Genomic DNA, 17385 nt, shown 5'->3' with positions numbered 1-17385 from the left:
GGGGCGCCGGTCGGCTGTTTCGGCTGACAGAACCGCACGGGTTGCGCACCTAGCCTGGATATGTACCGAATGGGCCGGATATGAAGCGGGGACGCCAGTGGCCACGATCGTCGACCAGCCCGGGGACCAGATCGAGGCCGCGGGGCAGCCCTCCCGTACGGCGCCGCGACGGGGGCGGCTCGCCGTGGGGGCCATCGCGCTGGCCGCGGTCGCCGGTGTGGCCGGGTGGCAGGCGCCGGGCGCGATCGGCGCGCTGACCAAGCCCCCGTATCTGGGCGAGAACGCCGACAGGGTGGCGACGGCGCTCGGCTGCGACGGGTACACCCGCGCGGCCAAGCACGAGGACGCCGTGTACAAGTACCGCGACCAGGGCACCTGCACGATCAACGGCACCGTCGTGACGATCACCACGTTCGACACCGTCGCCGACGGGCATACGTTTGAGGCGGTCATGCAGGCGGTCATCCCGGTGCTGCACCCGACCTGGTCCGGCGCCTCGTATGCGGCGGGCGACGGCTGGAACGTCGCCGACGCGCGCAACCTGACTCCCGAGATCGCCACGCTGGCCGTGCAGCGGCTGGGCCTGGGCGCCACCCACGTGATCCGGGCGGGTGCCGCGTCGTAGACGCGACTGTGTACAGACGTACACATCTCATGTACGTTTGTACACATGACCGGATCCGGGAAGTCCATGCGGCAGCGCATGCTCGACGGCGAGCTGTACATCGCCGACGAGGAGATCGAGCGCGACTACCTGCGCGCTCAGGATCTGACGCGCTGTATCAACGCCCTCTCCGCCTCCGACGGCGAGACGAAGCGCAAGCTGCTCACCGAGCTCCTCGGCGCGCTCGGCGAGGACACCGAGATCCGCACGCCGATCCAGTTCGACTACGGATCCCAGACCTTCTTCGGCGCGCGCGGCTTCGTGAACTTCGGGTTCGTCTGCCTCGACGTGGCCCGCGTGACGATCGGCAACGACGTGCAGATCGCCACGAACGTGCAGCTGCTGACCGCCTGGCACCCGGTCGACCCGGAGCGGCGGCGCGACAAGTGGGAGGCCGCCTCCCCGATCACGATCGGCGACAACGTCTGGCTCGGCGGCGGGGTCATCGTCTGCCCGGGGGTCACCATCGGGGAGAACACCGTCGTCGGCGCGGGGGCGGTGGTCGTCAAGGACCTGCCCGCCAACGTGGTCGCGGTCGGCAACCCCGCCCGGGTCATCCGCGAGATCTGATGCCGACCCGTCGGCACGACCCGGACCGCAAGGCCCGCATCATCGACGCGGCGATCGAGGTCATCGCCGAGCACGGCGTCGCCGGCACCACGCACCGGCTGATCGCCGTCGCCGCGGACGTGCCGCTGGGCTCCCTGACGTACCACTTCAGCGGCCTCGAGGACCTGCGTACCCAGGCGTTCCGGCGCCACGCACGGCACATGTCGGTGATCTACGAGGCGCACTTCCGTGGCGTCGAGACCCGCGAGGAGCTCGTCGAGGCGGTCACCGACCTCATCGACGGTGACGCCGGCGCGAACGCCCACGACTGGGCGATCGCATACGAGCTGTACCTGGCCGCCCTGCGCGATCCCGCCCTGCGCGAGATCACCGAGGACTGGATGCGCACCAGCCGCTCCGTGCTCGAGCGGTTCGTCGACCCGACCACGGCCCGGGGCGTCGATGCCCTGATCGAGGGCCTGGTCATGCACAAGACCCTGTCGACCGGCCCGGTGTCCCGCCAGGACGTCCGGGCGATCGTCGACCGAACGATCGGAACCCCCGCCTCATGACCGTCACCGCCCCCACCTCCGTCGACCTGCGCCCCGCCACGCGCGCCACGTACGCCGCCTTCATCATGGCCGGCGTCTCCATTTCCAGCTGGGCGACGCGCATCCCGCAGATCCGCGACGCGCTGCACCTCACCCCGTCCCGGCTCGGGCTCGTGCTGCTGGCCATCGCCGGCGGCTCGATCGTCTCGCTGGTCGCCTCCGGCCACATGGTGGCCCGCTTCGGCTCGCGCCGCACCGTGACCGCGATGGCGGCCCTGCTGACCCTCGCGCTGTCCGGTGCCGCCGCCGGCTACCACCTCGGCGTCGTCCCGGTCGTGCTGTGCCTGTTCGCGTTCGGCTTCGCCAACGGCGCCTGGGACGTGGCCATGAACGTCCAGGCCGCCGTGGTCGAGCGCGGCCTGGGCCGCTCGATCATGTCCCGGTTCCACGCCGGATTCAGCGTCGGTACCGTCGCGGGCGCCCTGCTCGGCGCGGTGATGGTCGCCGCGCACGTCCCGATCACGCTGCATCTGAGCGTCACGGCCCTCGTCGTCGGCGCGAGCACCATCCTCGCCGTGCGCGCCTTCGTCCCCGACGGCGTCACCGAGGAGTCGTCCGGCGGTGGCCTCAGGCACACACTGCGCTTCTGGCGCGAGCCGCGCACCCTGCTGGTCGGCGTCTTCATGCTGGCCTTCTCGTTCGCCGAGGGCGCGGGCGTCGACTGGATCGGTGTCGCGGTCATCGACGGCTACCAGGCCCCCGCGGTGGTGGGCACCCTGGCGTTCGCGGGGTTCCTGGCCGCGATGACCGCGGGCCGCTGGTTCGGGCCGTTGCTGCTGGACCGCTACGGCCGCGTCCCGGTGGTCCGCGCCCTGGCCGTGGTCACCGTCGCCGGCGTGCTCCTGTTCGTCTTCGGCTCGACCACCCCGGTCGCCATCGCCGGCGCGCTGCTGTGGGGCGTCGGCGCGTCGCTGGGCTTCCCGGTCGGCATGAGCGCCGCGTCGGACGACCCGGCGTACGCCGCCCCGCGCGTCAGCGTGGTGGCCTCGATCGGCTACTGCGCGTTCCTCAGCGGCCCGCCCCTGATCGGCTTCCTGGGCGACCACGTCACGGTGATCCGCGGCCTGATCGCCGTGGCCGTGCTGGTGGCCGTGGCCACGGTGGTGTCCGGCGCCGTCCGCCCCCTGCCCGCCCCGCCCGCGACCGACTGACCGCCCGGGACGAGCCGGCCGCCGCGGCGGCTCGAACCAGAACGTCGCACACGGTCTAATAGGTGGTGTGACCAACCACGTCGAGATCTACACGGACGGCGCCTGCAGCGGAAACCCCGGTCCCGGGGGCTGGGGCGCCGTCCTGCGCTACGGCAGCGTGGAGAAGGAGCTGTGCGGCGGCGAGGCCACGCCCACGACCAACAACCGCATGGAGCTGACCGCGCCGATCCGGGCGCTGGAGAGCCTCACCCGGCCGGTGGTCGTGCATCTGTACACCGACAGCTCCTACGTCCGCAACGGCATCACCGCCTGGGTACCGCGCTGGAAGCGCAACGGCTGGCAGACCGCCGCCCGCCAGCCGGTGAAGAACGTCGACCTCTGGCAGGAGCTCGACGCGCTCGCCGCCCGCCACCAGGTCGAGTGGCACTGGGTGAAGGGCCACAACGGCCACCCGGAGAACGAGCGCGCCGACCGGCTGGCCGCCCGCGGCCTGCAGGAGGCCCGATCGGCGCAGCGCCCGGCCTCGACGCCGTCCGGCGCCCCGCCGAGATAGGCGGGCGCGCCGGGTCAGTGCTGAGTGAAGATGCGCTGGACGCGGGGGCCGACCTGGGTCAGCAGCTCGTGCGAGACGGTGTCCATCGCGGCGGCGGCCTGTTCGATCGGGGTGGAGAAGCCGGCGTACTGGCCGAAGATCAACACATCCGAGCCGACCTCCGCGTCCGGGTGGCCGGTGATGTCGATGGCCATCGAGTCCATCGAGATGGTGCCGGCGATCTCGCAGCGGTGGCCGTTGACCAGGACGAAGCCGACCTTGCGGAAGGCGCGCGGCACCGCGTCGTAGTAGCCGGCCGCGATGAGCGCGATGCGGGTGTCCGGGGACTTGGCCTGGAACAGCCCGCCGTAGCCGACGCGCTCGCCCGGTGCCATGTTGTGGATCTCGATGATGCGGCTGACCAGGCCGACGCCGGGGGTCAGCGTCATGAGGCCGCTGGTGGCGGTCGACACGTGCAGCCCGTAGAGGCCCAGGCCGACGCGGACCATGTCGTAGCGCGCCTCGGGGAAGCGGATCGTCGCGGCAGTGGCGGCCGTGTGGCGTACCACATCCTCGAACCCCAGCTCGGCGGCGGCCGAGCACACCGCGCCGAAGCGCTTGAGCTGCTCGCGCGTCAGGTCGTCCTCGGCCGGATCGTCGGGGCAGCCCAGGTGGCTCATCACGCCGGTCAGCCTCAGGTGCTCGTTGCCGCGCAGCTTGCCCAGCAGCTCGATCGCCGCCTCCGGGTAGAAGCCGCTGCGGTGCATGCCGGAGTCCACCTCGAGGTGCACGTCCAGGCGGCGGCCGCTGACCTCGGCGGCGCGGCAGGCGGCGTCGTACATCTCGACGGAGTACAGCGACGCCGTGAGCCGGTGCCGCACGAGCCGCTCCAGGTCGCCGGGGACGGCGAGGAAGACCAGGATCGGCATCTGCACCCCGGCGCGGCGCAGCGCGATGCCCTCGTCCGCGGTCGCCACGCCGAGCCAGTCGACGCCGGCCTCGCGCAGCGTGTGCGCGACCGTGACCGGGTTCGTGCCGTACGCCTCGGCCTTGACCACGCCCATGAGCTTCGTGTGCGGGCCGACGAGCTTGCGGAAGGCGGAGACGTTGCTCTTGACCGCGGCGAGATCCACGTAGAGCCGGGTCGCCGCCGCCGTCTCCACCAGGTGCATCCAGGAGTCGGTGACCATGGTGTCCCGCGGTACGTGCACCAGGGCCACGTCGTCCGGGCGCAGCTCGTTGGCCACGAACGCGCGCATCCGGTCCTCGTCGGGGAAACGGTGCACGGGCACACCGGTGCCGCGCAGCGCGTCCTCGATCAGGCCGTGCGCGTCGTCGGTCAGGCCGCAGACGAGGCGCACGTTCTCGGCCTGCAGACAGCGCGCCATGGCCTCGGCGGCCTCGGCGCTGAGACCGGTCAGCGGATCGCCGATGATCATCAGGGTGCGGCCGTGAGCGCCCATCAGCGAGCGTGCGGTGCGCAGCGCGCTGCTGAGCGCGAGCGGGTCGATGTTGGCCAGCTCGCCGACGACGGTCGCGCCGTCGGGGCGGCGCCACATCTGCATCCGCGTCGACGGCGGCGTGTAGTCGGCGACCGCGTCGAGCAGGTCGGCGGGGCCGATCCCGAACAGCATGGCCGCGCCCATCGCGAGCTCCAGGTCGCTGAGCACCTCCGGCGACGGGGTCGCGACGAGCAGATCCTCCTCGGTGCCGCCGGGCAGCGTCGCGCGCACCAGCGACGAGCGCTCCACGTGGCGCAGGCGGGTCAGCCGGGGCAGAGCGGCGTCGCCGGTCGGCAGCACGCGCGCCCGCGTGATCCCGGCGGCCAGCCGCTGTACCGCCGGATCCGTCTCCCCCATCAGCAGCCAGCCGTCGGACGGCAGGCCGGCCGCCATGGTCAGCAGCTCGCGGGCGTGCTCGTCGCGGCTGCCGAAGCTCTGCACGCTGCGCGAGCCGAGGTTGGTGAACACGACGGCGTCGGGGGCCACGATGCGGGCCAGCCGCGCCATCTCGCCCGGCTCGGTGGCGGCGGCCTCGATCACCGCGATCGGCACGTCGGCCGGGCACTGCAGCACCGACAGCGCGACGCCGAGCTGGCTGTTGTAGCTGCCGGGGCTGCCGTAGGTGTTGCGGTGCCCGGCGAGCAGCCCGACGAGCGCGTCCTTGGTCAGGGTCTTGCCGTTGCTGCCGACGACCGCGACGAACGTCGTGGCGGTCAGCTTCCGGCGCCACCACACCGCCATCTCCTGCAGCGCGGCGAGCGGGTCGGCGACGGCGATGAGCGGCCCGGCGTCGGCGGGCAGGTCGGCGAGCCGGCTTTCGGCGACGACCGCGGCGATCGCGCCGTTGCTCAGTGCCCGCGCCACGAACTTGTGACCGTCCGTAGCACCCTCGAGCGCGAAGAAGAGACTGTCGGCCTGCAACCGGTCCGAATGGATGGCGACGCTGCCGACCTCGCGCTCCTCCCGCGGGAGGTGCACAGTTCCGCCGACGATCGACGCCACCTCGGCGACCGAGACTGGGTCCATTCGCCGAATAGTAGCTGGAGCACGCGCCGCCACGGACAGTAAGATTGCCGGGTGTTGGAGATCATGGAGATCCTCCGCGCGGACGCGCATGCGACGCCGGAACGGATCTCGGCGTTGACCGGGATCCCCGCCGAGGAGGTCAGGAAGCAGATCGCCGCCTGGGAGCAGCAGGGCATCATTAGGCGCTACAAGGCCGTCATCGACGCCGACCGGCTGCGCGAGATCACCGGCGAGCAGCTGATCACCGCGTTCATCGACGTGGCCGTGATGCCGGCCCGCGGCCTGGGCTTCGACGACGTGGCGCTGCGGATCGCCCGCTTCCCCGAGGTGCGCTCGGTGTACCTGGTCTCCGGCGCCCAGGACCTGCGCTGCGTCGTGACCGGCCGCAGCATGCACGACATCGCCGAGTTCGTCGCGCAGAAGCTCTCCACGATCGAGCGTGTGACGGCCACGGCCACGCACTTCGTGATGAAGACGTACAAGGACGACGACGAGCTGTACGCGACCGCCGAGGTCGACCGACGCCTCCCGGTCACGCCGTGAAGCCACTCAACCCGATCGTCGCCGCCTGCCCGCCCTCCGGCATCCGCCGGTTCTTCGAGATCGCCGCCACCATGGACAACGTGATCTCCCTGGGCGTCGGCGAGCCCGACTACGTCACACCGTGGCACGTCCGCGAGGCGGGCATCTACGCGCTCGAGCAGGGGTACACGACCTACACCTCCAACGCCGGGCTCCTGGAGCTGCGCCAGGCGATCGTCGAGGACATCTCGCGGCGGCACGCCGTGAGCTTCGACGCCACCGCCGAATGCCTGATCACCTCGGGCGTTTCGCAGGGCCTCGACCTGGTCATGCGCACCCTGCTCGCGCCCGGCGACGAGGTGATCATCCCCGAGCCGTGCTACGTCGCCTACGGCCCGTGCGTGACCTTCGCCGGCGGCACCCCCGTCTACGTGCCGTCCGACGCGAGCTTCCACATCCTCGTCGACGAGATCGAGCGCGCGATCACCCCGCGCACGAAGGCGATCCTCGTCTCCTCGCCGTCCAACCCGACCGGCGCGATCCAGCCGCGGGAGGTGCTCGCCGCGCTGGCGGATTTGGCCGTACGCCACGATCTCTACCTGGTCTCGGACGAGATCTACGAGCGCCTGAGCTACGACGCCCCGCACACCTGCGTGGCGTCCCTGCCGGGCGCCCGCGACCGCACGATCGTGCTCGGCGGATTCTCGAAGGCCCACGCGATGACGGGCTGGCGGGTCGGATACGTGTGCGCCCCGGCCCCGGTGCTGGAGCTGGCGGGCCGCATCCATCAGTACACGATGCTGTGCGCCCCGCACGTCTCCCAGGCCGCCGCGCTGGAGGGCCTGCGTGCCGGCGAGCCACAGGTGGTGGAGATGGTCGCCGACTACGACCGACGGCGCCGCCTGTTCGTGAAGGGCCTCAACGAGATCGGCCTGACCTGCGAGGAGCCCCAGGGCGCCTTCTACGCCTTCCCGTCCATCCGCGCCACCGGCATCGACTCGGAGACCTTCGCCGAACGCCTCCTGGAGACCGAACGCGTGGCCGTCGTCCCCGGCAACATCTTCGGCCCGTCGGGCGAGGGCCACGTCCGTTGCAGCTACGCCACGGCCCTGCCGCTGCTCGACGAGGCCTTGGAGCGCATGGGTCGCTTCGTCCAGAGCCTGCACGCCTGACGGCGCGGGCGGCCCCGGTGGCTCGCCCGCGCCGACCGGAACGATCAGTGCATGTCGGCGGCGTCCGGCGGGGTGTCGTCGGACCACTCCGCCTTCACGACGGCGGTGTAGCTCAGCCGCGCGCCGGCCGTCCAGGACTCCTGGGCCAGGGCGTTGCCGCTCGCGGGGTCGACGATGAGCCGCTGCTGGCCCTCGGTGCCGCCGTCGCCGCGGCGGGTGTACGCCACGGCGATGCCGCTGCGGCCCAGCGCGTCGGTGACGGGGCCGAGTGAGGCGATGCCGGGCAGCTCGGCGAGCATCCGGTACGCCGCCGCGCGCACTGGGGCAGGCACAGGCAGGCCGAGCACGATCGCCGCGCCGCTGTCGAACAGGAAGCCGTCGCGGCTCTCCGTCGCGCTGCTCGCGGCGTACCACTGCAGCAGTTTGGCCTTGAGCTCGTCGGGGCTTGTGGGCAGCGCGGCCAACTCTGCCGCGGACCTCGGCCGGCCCGCGAGCAGGAGGTTGTTCTCGGCGGTGTGGCCCTCCACCGCGCGCGGCTTCCAGCCGCCCGATGGGTCGCGGAGGTAGCCGGTGCTTGGGTCGCCCGGCTTCGTGGCGAGCCACCGCTCGTCGGTGGCCCGCACGAGGCCGGTGTCGCGCTGCTCGCCGTGCTCGACGCGCACGACCCAGTACCGGCCGCCGCCGGCCGGCGCGGTGTCGGTGCGGGTCGCCGCCACCAGCAGCAGGTCGGCAGCGGTGGCCGGGTCCAACCCGGCGGTGGTGGCGCCCTGCGGGGTGGCCTGCCGCAGGACCACGGCGGCGGTCACCGCGGCGACCGCGGCCAGGCCGACGCCGGCGAGGACCAGGCGGCGGGTCGGGCGCGGGGCGCGGGCCGCCTCCCGCGGGTACGACATGATCATGGCAGGGTCGGCGGGCGGCACGTCGGGGGTGAGGCGGCGCGGGCTGGCCTCCGCCAGGATGCGCATGGTGTCACGGCTCATCGGCTGTGCTCCTGGGTCTGAAGAGGACGGGAAACGTGACGAGCCGCCGGCGCCTGGAACAGGGCCTGTTCCAGGCGCTTGCGGGCGCGGTGCAGGCGGACGAAGTACGTGGCGGTCGAGCAGCCGACCACCCGGGCCGCCTCGCGGGTGCCGAGGCCTTGCCAGGCGACCAGGGTCAGCAGCTCCCGATCGTCCTCGCCGAGCCGCGCGAGCGCGGCCAGCATCGCGGCCCGCTCGGTCACGCCGTCGGCGACGTCCGCCTGCGCCTCCACGGCCCAGGCGCGCAGCTCGGCAGCGATGCTCGCCTGCCGGACCTCGGCCCGGTACCGTTCGCTGATCACGTTGCGCGCGACGCCGAGCAGCCACGGCAGGGGCGTCGGCGGCACCGCGTCGAGGCGCCGCCACGCGGTGAGGAACGTGTCGCTGACGATGTCGTCGGCGAGGTCACGGCCGGCGCGGCTCACCGCGTACGCGTACACCTGCCGGTGGTGCTCGTGGTAGATCGCGGTGAACCGACGTCCGTCGTCGGGTTGCTTCACGGGCCCTGTACTCCTTCGTGCTGAAGGTGTCTCGTCACGAGGTAATGCGCGCCCGGCCCGGATTCTTACGCTGTTTCTTGCGCGGACTCGTACGCGAACCAGCGGGCGGCGTCCGGGCGGCCGGGGCGCAGGGTCAGGTTCGGGCCGTCGTAGGCGAGCGGGGCGTCGACCACGCCGGGCGGCATGAACAGGGCGTGTCCAGGTCGACGTGCCGGAAGAGGCCGGGGTCCGCGGCGAGGGCGGTCAGGTCGTCCAGTGCGGCCGGTGGGACCGACTCTTCAAAAGCTCCAGCGGTACCCCGTGCAGCGCGCCCAGGAACGCCCGCGCCTCGGTCAGGTCGTATCTGCAGTTGGCATCCGCGATCAGCGGAGCGCCGGCTCGGCGGTGTGGATCGCACGCACCCGGCGGCGTCGGTCTCCCTGCCCGCCGCGTCGGCCTTGACCTTGACGGGCTCGGTGAGGGGAATGTCGACCGCGGCCGCGTGGGTCTCAGGAATGCGTGGCGAGGTCCAGGATGCGCTCGAGGATCTGCCGCGGCGGCATCGGCGGCTCCTCGGCCAGGCCCTGGTGGTAGAACACCGTCGCCGGGGTGAGGCCGGGCAGCGAGTTCGCCTCGATCACGATGACCTCGCCGGTCTTGTGGTGCATGAAGGCGTCGATGCGCCCGTAGCCCTCCATGCCCAGCACGTTGGCGGTGCGCGCGATGCGGGCGCGGACGGCCTCGACGGCGCCCGGCTCGACCCGGCCCAGCGGCGGCCCGGGCGGCGGCGTGATGTTGATGCCGGTGCCGCCCATGAACTTCTCCTCGAGGCTGAGGATGCCGGCACTGGCCACGGTGATGCTCGGGTTCATCGCGACCATCGCGCCCTTGGGGCCGATGACGCCGACGGTGACCTCGATCCAGCCGGTGTCGCGATCGCGGCCCCAGACCAGCTCGGCGGCGCCGGAGTGGTCCTCGACCCGCACGTCGTCGGTGTCGATGTAGTCCTCGAAGAGCAGGTGCTGCGGACGGTCCGTCGGCATCTCGACCAGCTGGTCGGGGCTGAGCAGCGAGAACCCGGCGTCCTTGATCCGCCGGGCGCCGGCGTTGATCAGCTCGAAGTAGCGGCCCAGGTCGGCGGCGTTGCCCAGCGGCACGATGCCGGCCGAACAGCCGTCGTCGAGGGGCTTGACGACCACGCGGGAGTCGGTGCACTCGGTGACGATGTCGTGCCAGAGCGCCTCGACCGCGCCGGCGTCGACGACCTCCGGCACGTCGACGCGGATCCGGCGGGCTGTGTGGATGCCCTCGCTCTCCAGCGTGGCGACGACCTTGCCGGTCTCGTACTTGTCCGCGCACAACCGCGACGCCTCGGGCCCGGAGCCGTTGTAGCGAATGCCGTGCCGGTCGAAAAGCTCCTGCAGGGTGCCGTTCTCGCCGGCGCCGCCGTGCAGGGCGATGAACACCAGGTCGTGGCGCTCGAGGAACTCCTCCATGCTCAGCTGCACGGGCGGGGCCACAGAGACGCTGCGGGCCCGCTCCGGCAACCGCAGGCGCTGGATGATCCGCTCGGCGAGCCGGCTGCGGCGCTCCTCGAGGCGCAGCCCGTCGCGGCACGCGTAGACGATCTCCTCGACCGAGTGGCGCAGCGCGGTGGAATACGACACCTGCCACACCGAGCCGTCGGGCGCGAGCAGGTAGGGCACCGGCGCATACTTCTCGGAGCGGGCCAGCTTGAGCCACACGTTGGTGCCGCTGAGCACGGACACCTGCCGCTCGGCGGTGACCCCGCCGAACAGCACCGCGACCGGCTGCCCGCCCCGGTCGGCCGCGTCGGAGGTCTCGGGGAACGCCAGCCCGACCCGGCGGGCCGCCGCCTTCAGCACCTCGCGCAGCACGTCGGCGTGCGCCATGCCCATCTGGGCGGCCTGGATGAACAGGAAGCTGTTCTGCTCCATGCCGCTGATCGGGTTGACGTCGGAGACGAGCACCGAGCCGTCCGGCTGCAGCCAGGCGTCGATGCGGGCGAAGTCGCGCAGCCCGAGCGCGCTGAACACGGCCTCGGCGGTGCCCTGGACGGCGGCGATCGTCGCGTCGTCGCGCGGCGGCGGGCAGTGGTAGTGCGAGTCGTTGCTGGCCAGGTATTTGCGGCGGTAGTCGAAGATCTCGTCGTCGTTGGCGCGGTTGTGCAGCTCGATCTCGACCGGGACGAGCGCCACCGGCCCGTCGGGCCCGTCGAGCACGATCGTGGTGACCTCGACGCCGGTCATCCGCGGCTGGATCACGATGCGGTCGTGGCGCGTGCGCAGCGTGCGCAGGATGTCAGCGGCGGCGCTCCGGTCGCGGGCGACGAACACGTCGATGCTGGAGCCGCCCTTGGCCGGCTTGAGCACGAGCTTCTCGACCTCGGGGAACGCCTCGGCGACGACCCGCTCCGCCTCGGCGTCGGACATCTCCGCGTCGACGAGGACCGAGGGCACCGCGCCGATGCCCTGGGCGTCGAGGGCCTGCTTCGCGCGGTACTTGTCGAAGGCGGTCGCGCACGCCTCGGCGCCGGTGCCGACGTAGGGCACGCCGGCCCGCTCCAGCAGCTCCTGCACCTGCCCGTCCTCGCCGAAGGCGCCGTGCATGACCGGGAACACCAGGTCAGCATTGCGCAGCCGGGCCACCAGCTCCTCTTCGGTGAGCGGCCGGCCCTCGTGGGCGAGCTTGAAGTCGAAGTCGGAGGGGGTGTTGCAGTACAGCAACCCGCGCGGGATCGCGTAGGGCCGGACCTGGCGGTCGAAGAAGATGATCTCCTTGAGGTCGACGACCCCACCCTCCAGGTGGTCGGCTACGGAGCGTGCGGAGTTGAGCGAGATGCCGCGCTCCTCGGACGGGCCGCCCAGCAGCAGCGCAACGTCGACCATCGGTTCCTCTTCAGACGGGCCATTTCGACGCGGCCACTTTACACCTCGCTCTGATCACGCAGTGTCGGCAAATAGAACCCTCCACCCCGGCATGCGTCACTCGCGGGGAATCGATACCTTCTGCGCATGCGCACCCGTCTCGCCGGTACCCTCATGCACGGCAGGCCGTAGTGCAGAGGTCGTCACGCCACCTTGCGAAGTTGGAGGACGCCGGTTCGATTCCGGCCGGCCTGCCCTTTCTGCCGCGCGACCTGGCCCAGTGGCGCCGGATCCGGGCCGGGATGCCGTCGCCCGCCCTCGTCGCCGCGGCCGCCGAGGCCCGCGCGTCCGGCGACTGGCACGGCGCCGCGGCCCTCATGCCCGTGGATGTCGACGTCGACCTTGCCAAGGTCCGCGACGGCTTCGGCGCCGAGGCCGCCGCCGCGCTCGAGGACGACCTGCGCCACCTGTGCCTCGACCTGCTGTGGTGGCACCTGCCCCGGCACCGCGGCGGGATGACGACGCTGCAGGGCACGGTGAGCGCCGTCCTCGCCCCGAAGTCGGGCGCCGGCACCGCGCCGCTGCTGCGCCTGCGGCTGCCGCGATCGCCCACCGGCCCGCAGCGGGTCCAGCTCGGGGTCGCCACGTTCGCCGAGCTGGAGTACGAGCGGTGGTACCTCCCCCCGCGGTACACCTGGGACGTCCGCGAGACCGCGGGCCTGCGCTCGGTGTGGGAGGAGCCGTGGGTGTACTCCCTGTTGTCCGACGGCGACTTCGAGTCCGCGTGGCGGCGCTGCGGCATCACCCTGAACTTCACCGACCCGGCCGCCCTCCAGCGCCCGTCGGCCGCCCCGACCAGCCCGCTCGGCGTGGCGGAGCAGGCCCGGGCGGCCGCGCGGGCGTTCGGCGTCGAAAGCGTGGCGACCCTGTTCGGGGCCTACCTGACGCTGCACGTGCCGGCCCCGACCGCGGACCCCACCGCTCCCCTCGCTGCGGACGCCTCCGACCCCAGCGAGTGGCACGAGGTGCCGGTCCGCATCCCCACCGGCACCGTGCCGCCGGACCTGGCCCTGATCGCGGCCGGCCTCCTGTCCCCCTCCGAGTTGCACCCCTTGATGCGCTCGGCCCTGTTCCCCGACGACGTGTCCCGCTTGCCACCCGGTATCGCCGTCTCGCCCGAGTCGCCGCGACATACCGGAAATTTCCGGGTGCGCTGCCGCGACGAATGGCACCGTCTCTCCATCGCCGACGGCGCACTGCGACTGCACGACCACGACGAGGTCGAACAGCTGCGCGAGGCGGCCATGCACTCGCTCGGCGGCGCCGTCAGCGGCTGCTACGCCGTCCGCGAGGCCTGGCACACCGGCGCGGGCCGCCTCCCGCGCGCCCTGCGCGACCATCGCCGCGAGGTTGTCCACCGCCTGCAGCACGGCGACACCGAGTTCCTGCTGGCCGGCCTGGCCGACGGCACCATCGACCCGCGGATGCGCGCCGGCAACGGCTGGTCGCTGCTGCACATGGTGATGTGGCTCGACCACGAGCGCGCGCTCGGGCCGCTGCTGGCCGCCGGCCTGGAGGTCGACGTGCGGGACCGGATCGACCGCACCCCGCTGTACGCCGCGGTCATGAACGGCGCCGACCCCGAGCTGGTTCGCCGCCTGCTCGCGGCCGGCGCCGACCCGCGCGCCGAGACGGTCCACGGCTCCTGGCCGATCGCCGTGGCCAGGAGCCGCGGCGACTGGCGCGACCTGCGCTTCCTCACCGAGCTGTAGAGTCTGGCCGATGTCGGACATGTACGAGCTCGTGGCGACGCTCACCCTGAACGCCGGCATCGTGGACGACGAGCTCGCCGAACTGCGCTGGCACCTTGGCCGCGGCCCTGACCCCGGGACGTACCCGCTCACGGGCCACACCGCCCCCGAGCCGGTCTTCGCCGCCCGCGGCCCGGCGTGGAAGCTCGCCGGCGCGCTGGTGGCCGAGCTGGCCGAACGCGAGCGTGGCGGCTGGGCCCTGACCGTGCGCCAGGAGGTGCACCCGGACCAGTTCGCGACGGCGCGAGCCCTGCTGGAAGGCGTGGCCCGCCACTGCGACGGCGTGGGGTTCGCCGGCTATCTGCGCTTCTACGAGGACGACGTCGTGGCCCCGCTGCTCATGGACCGCGGCTACATCCGCCTGCCCGCCGCGCTCCTGGAGTGACACGCGGCCACGACCGCCCCCGCCCAGGTCCGCTACCCCACGCCGGGGCCGCCGCACCCCCGACCGGCATCATGACCTTGCACCTCGCCCCGGACGGCAGCCTGGAGCTGGCGTACCGTCCGGACGTGGCCACCTACACCGCGACCGCCTCGCTCCGGCACAGCTGACGCCGGATGCTCACCGCCGGCGTCGACCTCGCCGCGGCCGACGAGCGCACCGCCGTGGCGTCCATCGCCTGGCCCGGCGGCCGCGCCGTCCTGCGCGAGCTCCGGCTGGGCGTGTCCGACGCCGGGATCGTCGACGCGGTCCTGCGCTCCGACAAGGCCGGCATCGACTGCGCGCTGGGCTGGCCGGAGCCGTTCACCCGGATGCTCGCCGCGCACCGCGAGGGCCACGCGACCGACCTCCCGCCCGCCGGCGGTGGCGCCGCGTGGCGCCGGGCGATGGTGTACCGCACGACGGACGAGGTGGTCCGCGCGAGCTTCGGCCTGATCCCGCTGAGCGTCTCCGCGGATCGACTGGCCCACGCCGCGATGCGCTGCGCCGCGCTCCTGGCCATGCTCGCCAACGCCGGCGCCGACGTGGACCGCGCCGGCACCGGCCTGATCGTGGAGGCGTACCCGGCCGTGTCCCTGCACCGCTGGGGCCTGGCCCACCGCGGCTACAAGGGTCGCCACGACGCGCTGGTCGACGCCCTGAAGGCGCACGAGTGGCTCGACCTCGGCGGGCACGAGCCGCTGATGCGCGCCAGCCACGACGCGTTCGACGCGGTGATCGCCGCCCTGACCGCCCGCGCCGCCGCCGTCGGCAAGGCGACCCGCCCGGAAGCCGAGCAGCTGCCGACCGCTCGGATCGAGGGCTGGATCGCGGTACCGACGGCCGGGCTCGACGAGCTCAGCTGACGGCGACGAACGCCTGGGGTGGGTTGCTCCTACCTCATCGGCGGGCCCGGTCAAGAACCTCCTCCGGGGACAGCGGGGCCTTCGGGTGGTGGGTCAGACACAGCGGCGTGTGGACCTTCACGAACGAGAAGCCCTCGCCCGCCGCGTAGAACTGGCCACTGCCCAGCAGGCCGATGTCCGGCAGCCTGCCGCCCTTGGCCTGGGCCAGCTCGCGCGCGGCGTCGATCTGGGCCAGAATCTGGTTCGGGGTGAGGCTTGGGACGTCGTCGGAGGGCATGGGTCCTCATTTTCTGTGCCAGAGGGGTACGGCGTAGCAGCAGGAGATCGCGGATCATCAGGGCCGCGGCCTGGGGATCGGTCAGGACCTGGTCGTTGGTGAAGCGCAGGACGTCGTGGCCGAGCAGCTGCAGCTGGGCGTCGCGGCGGCGGTCGTCGGCGTACTTCCACCGCTCACGGTGGTCGTCGCCGTCGACCTCGACCACGAGGCCGTCGGCCGGCCAGAACAGGTCCAGGCGGTACGCCTTGCCGAGCAGGTGCCACTCGAGCTCCTCGTTCCACCGGCGCCCGCGGGCCCACTCGTGGGGTGCGAGCGCCCGCTCCAGCGCCTGCTCGGCCGCGCTGTCGGCGCGCGGCGTGCCGGACAGCGGCGGATAGGTGAGCAGCGACGGGCCCGGATCGCCGGCCGGATCGGGGACCGGCTCGGCCTCCGCGGCGAGCCGGGTCAGATGGACGGGGAGCGTGATCCGGACGGTTCGGATGCGATCGACACTCGGCAGGGGCGGCCCGGCCAGCCAGACGGTGAATCGTCCGTGCTCGGCGAGCCACACCGCGGCGCCGGCCAGGGCCTGCTCGCCGTCGGGCGTCAGGCCCGCTGGGACATCCAGCAGTACCGCGACGGCGGCACGGTGATAGGGGTCGGCCAGGATGCGGCCCAGGCCGCGCGCGCGGACCTCGGCCGGGAGGCGCGGCGCGCGGGCCGGAGGGCAGCCGCCCCGGATGCGCAGCGCCCGCTCGGCGGCCGCGGCGAGGAACGGACCGAAGTGATCCGTCCGCGCGGCCGCCCGGGTGGCGAGGGCGCGTGCGGCCGCAATACCCAGGCCGGACGGCCCGTCCAGCCGTTCGGCGCCGGGAAGCCAGCCCGGAAACAGGTTCACCGCCGCCTCGTCCAGGGCGTCGAGGAACACAGCGACGTACTGCCCGACGCGAAGCCCCGGCGGCGGGCGGAACCGGACGATCGCCGGAGCGTCTGCGGGCAGCGGGTCGAGCCCGACGCTCAGCAGCGCGGGATCGACGTCGGCCAGGAAGCTGGCCTGACCGGGCGGTGGCTCGGCCCACCACCGGACCCCCGATGTCACGGTTTCCTACCGTACGCTGGGACGTCGAACGATCGCAGTCGTTTCTTCGCCCGACTCATTCCGGGATCTTGACGACCCGGTGAGCGCCCCAGGAGTGGTGTCCGTTGTTGCGTTATGCAACAGACGTGGCCAGCTCGTGGGCGTCGCCGTGCGCGGCCCACCCGAGCCACCAGTCGTGCTCGTCCAGCTCCCCGGCCGCCTCGGCGAACGCGGTGAGCGCGTCGGTGACCGCGGCCCGCCACACGTGCGCGGTGGCGGCCACGATGCGTTCGAGCTCGGCCCGCCAGCGCGCCATGACCAGCTCGACGACGTGGCGCCCCGCCTGGGTGAGCCGGATCCGGACCACTCGCCGGTCCTCGGCGGACCGTGTACGCCGCACCAGCCCCTTGCGCACCAGCCGGTCGAGCATGCGGGTCCCGGTGGAGGGATTGACCTGCAGCTCGTCCGCGATGTCGACGCTGCGCTGCGGCCCCCGCGTGGCGAGCACGACGAGCGCGCGGAACTGCGGGAGCGTGACCTCGCCTTCCACCGCGGCGAGCGCGCGGGCGGTGAGCCCGACGAACGCCCGGCTGGCGCGCATCAACGCCTGCACGGCGGCCTCACTGCTGGCCTGTTGCATAGAGCAATGATTGCACCGCGAGGGGTGGTCAGGCCGACTTCCGGGCGACGGCCCCTAGAAATGCTTCAGGGGCCCACCAAACAGGCGGGCCCCTGAGCGAAAAATTGTCCGGCGGCGTCCTACTCTCCCACACTCTCTCGGGTGCAGTACCATCGGCGCTGGAGGGCTTAGCTTCCGGGTTCGGAATGGGACCGGGCG

Annotated in this window: 16 protein-coding genes, 1 tRNA gene, 1 rRNA gene and 1 pseudogene; 11 read left to right on the top strand and 8 right to left on the bottom strand. The window is 72.7% G+C overall.

All coding sequences use genetic code 11. The features are described from left to right. Positions 1 to 97: 97 nt before the first annotated feature. The 5 genes from ABT297_RS33655 (at position 98) to rnhA (ending at position 3528) form a co-directional block, all read left to right on the top strand. Positions 98 to 625, top strand: coding sequence for a hypothetical protein (locus tag ABT297_RS33655; RefSeq protein ID WP_350556506.1), 528 nt, complete (start codon positions 98 to 100; stop codon positions 623 to 625). A gap of 45 nt (positions 626 to 670) precedes the next feature. Next, complete coding sequence (locus ABT297_RS33650) at positions 671 to 1234, top strand: sugar O-acetyltransferase (protein ID WP_350556505.1); 564 nt, start codon at positions 671 to 673, stop codon at positions 1232 to 1234. Then, positions 1234 to 1785: a TetR/AcrR family transcriptional regulator gene (locus ABT297_RS33645; protein WP_350556504.1), complete on the top strand. Its 552-nt coding sequence runs from the start codon at positions 1234 to 1236 to the stop codon at positions 1783 to 1785. The genes ABT297_RS33650 and ABT297_RS33645 overlap by 1 nt, the downstream gene beginning before the upstream one ends. Further along, on the top strand, positions 1782 to 2975 hold the full coding sequence (locus ABT297_RS33640; protein WP_350556503.1) for an MFS transporter: 1194 nt from the start codon (positions 1782 to 1784) through the stop codon (positions 2973 to 2975). The genes ABT297_RS33645 and ABT297_RS33640 overlap by 4 nt, the downstream gene beginning before the upstream one ends. A 67-nt stretch (positions 2976 to 3042) precedes the next feature. Next, a complete protein-coding gene (rnhA, locus tag ABT297_RS33635) occupies positions 3043 to 3528 on the top strand; it encodes a ribonuclease HI (RefSeq protein ID WP_350556502.1) in 486 nt (161 codons plus the stop codon). A 14-nt stretch (positions 3529 to 3542) separates the two neighbouring features. Here the strand turns inward: rnhA and alr are convergent, their stop codons facing one another. Further along, entirely contained in the window at positions 3543 to 6035 is a 2493-nt protein-coding gene (alr, locus tag ABT297_RS33630; protein WP_350556501.1) for an alanine racemase, read from the bottom strand. A gap of 51 nt (positions 6036 to 6086) precedes the next feature. Between alr and ABT297_RS33625 the strand changes: the two genes are divergently transcribed. Continuing rightward, entirely contained in the window at positions 6087 to 6578 is a 492-nt protein-coding gene (locus ABT297_RS33625; protein ID WP_350556500.1) for an Lrp/AsnC family transcriptional regulator, read from the top strand. Continuing rightward, on the top strand, positions 6575 to 7729 hold the full coding sequence (locus ABT297_RS33620; protein ID WP_350556499.1) for an aminotransferase class I/II-fold pyridoxal phosphate-dependent enzyme: 1155 nt from the start codon (positions 6575 to 6577) through the stop codon (positions 7727 to 7729). The genes ABT297_RS33625 and ABT297_RS33620 overlap by 4 nt, the downstream gene beginning before the upstream one ends. A gap of 44 nt (positions 7730 to 7773) precedes the next feature. On the opposite strand, the gene ABT297_RS33615 is transcribed toward ABT297_RS33620, so the two are convergent. The 4 genes and pseudogenes from ABT297_RS33615 to ABT297_RS43235 form a co-directional block, all read right to left on the bottom strand. Next, the gene (locus ABT297_RS33615) at positions 7774 to 8709 is read right to left on the bottom strand and encodes a CU044_5270 family protein (protein WP_350556498.1); all 936 of its coding nucleotides are present in this window, start codon (positions 8707 to 8709) and stop codon (positions 7774 to 7776) included. Beyond that, complete coding sequence (locus ABT297_RS33610; protein WP_350556497.1) at positions 8706 to 9248, bottom strand: RNA polymerase sigma factor; 543 nt, start codon at positions 9246 to 9248, stop codon at positions 8706 to 8708. The genes ABT297_RS33615 and ABT297_RS33610 overlap by 4 nt, the downstream gene beginning before the upstream one ends. Before the next feature lie 488 nt (positions 9249 to 9736). Further along, positions 9737 to 11800, bottom strand: a complete 2064-nt coding sequence (locus tag ABT297_RS33605; RefSeq protein ID WP_502885691.1) for a hypothetical protein — start codon at positions 11798 to 11800, stop codon at positions 9737 to 9739. Next, positions 11782 to 12136, bottom strand: a pseudogene (locus ABT297_RS43235) (hypothetical protein); the annotation flags it as partial. The gene ABT297_RS33605 and the pseudogene ABT297_RS43235, both read right to left, overlap by 19 nt. 161 nt (positions 12137 to 12297) lie before the next feature. Here ABT297_RS43235 and ABT297_RS33600 point away from each other — a divergent pair. From ABT297_RS33600 to ABT297_RS33585, 4 genes are all read left to right on the top strand, one after another. Then, positions 12298 to 12370: transfer RNA gene (locus ABT297_RS33600), tRNA-Arg, on the top strand. Continuing rightward, a complete protein-coding gene (locus ABT297_RS33595) occupies positions 12337 to 13887 on the top strand; it encodes an ankyrin repeat domain-containing protein (RefSeq protein WP_350556495.1) in 1551 nt (516 codons plus the stop codon). The genes ABT297_RS33600 and ABT297_RS33595 overlap by 34 nt, the downstream gene beginning before the upstream one ends. Positions 13888 to 13897: 10 nt before the next feature. After that, entirely contained in the window at positions 13898 to 14311 is a 414-nt protein-coding gene (locus ABT297_RS33590) for a hypothetical protein (RefSeq protein ID WP_350556494.1), read from the top strand. Positions 14312 to 14484: 173 nt separating this feature from the next. Continuing rightward, positions 14485 to 15213, top strand: a complete 729-nt coding sequence (locus ABT297_RS33585; RefSeq protein WP_350556493.1) for a DUF429 domain-containing protein — start codon at positions 14485 to 14487, stop codon at positions 15211 to 15213. 50 nt (positions 15214 to 15263) lie between these two features. On the opposite strand, the gene ABT297_RS33580 is transcribed toward ABT297_RS33585, so the two are convergent. The 3 genes from ABT297_RS33580 to rrf all read right to left on the bottom strand — a co-directional run. Next, positions 15264 to 16568 carry a DUF559 domain-containing protein gene (locus ABT297_RS33580; protein ID WP_350556492.1) on the bottom strand — a complete coding sequence of 435 codons (1305 nt, stop codon included), beginning with the start codon at positions 16566 to 16568 and terminating at the stop codon, positions 15264 to 15266. A 112-nt stretch (positions 16569 to 16680) separates the two neighbouring features. Continuing rightward, on the bottom strand, positions 16681 to 17187 hold the full coding sequence (locus ABT297_RS33575) for a MarR family winged helix-turn-helix transcriptional regulator (RefSeq protein WP_350556491.1): 507 nt from the start codon (positions 17185 to 17187) through the stop codon (positions 16681 to 16683). A 106-nt stretch (positions 17188 to 17293) separates the two neighbouring features. Next, positions 17294 to 17385 (bottom strand): 5S ribosomal RNA (gene rrf / locus ABT297_RS33570); the annotation flags it as partial.

The organism is Dactylosporangium sp. NPDC000555 (genome assembly GCF_040300025.1).
GTDB lineage: Bacteria > Actinomycetota > Actinomycetes > Mycobacteriales > Micromonosporaceae > Dactylosporangium.
Note: the sequence above shows the minus strand (reverse complement) of the source record. Positions and strands in the feature narration are given on the sequence as shown.

Excerpts from the sequence above, each read along its gene's own strand:
- ABT297_RS33650 (WP_350556505.1), top strand. The coding sequence starts at position 671 with ATGACCGGATCCGGGAAGTCCATGCGGCAGCGCATGCTCGACGGCGAG.
- ABT297_RS33645 (WP_350556504.1), top strand. The coding sequence starts at position 1,234 with ATGCCGACCCGTCGGCACGACCCGGACCGCAAGGCCCGCATCATCGAC.
- ABT297_RS33640 (WP_350556503.1), top strand. The coding sequence starts at position 1,782 with ATGACCGTCACCGCCCCCACCTCCGTCGACCTGCGCCCCGCCACGCGC.
- alr (WP_350556501.1), bottom strand. The coding sequence starts at position 6,035 with ATGGACCCAGTCTCGGTCGCCGAGGTGGCGTCGATCGTCGGCGGAACT.
- ABT297_RS33615 (WP_350556498.1), bottom strand. The coding sequence starts at position 8,709 with ATGAGCCGTGACACCATGCGCATCCTGGCGGAGGCCAGCCCGCGCCGC.
- ABT297_RS33590 (WP_350556494.1), top strand. The coding sequence starts at position 13,898 with ATGTCGGACATGTACGAGCTCGTGGCGACGCTCACCCTGAACGCCGGC.
- ABT297_RS33585 (WP_350556493.1), top strand. The coding sequence starts at position 14,485 with ATGCTCACCGCCGGCGTCGACCTCGCCGCGGCCGACGAGCGCACCGCC.
- ABT297_RS33575 (WP_350556491.1), bottom strand. The coding sequence starts at position 17,187 with ATGCAACAGGCCAGCAGTGAGGCCGCCGTGCAGGCGTTGATGCGCGCC.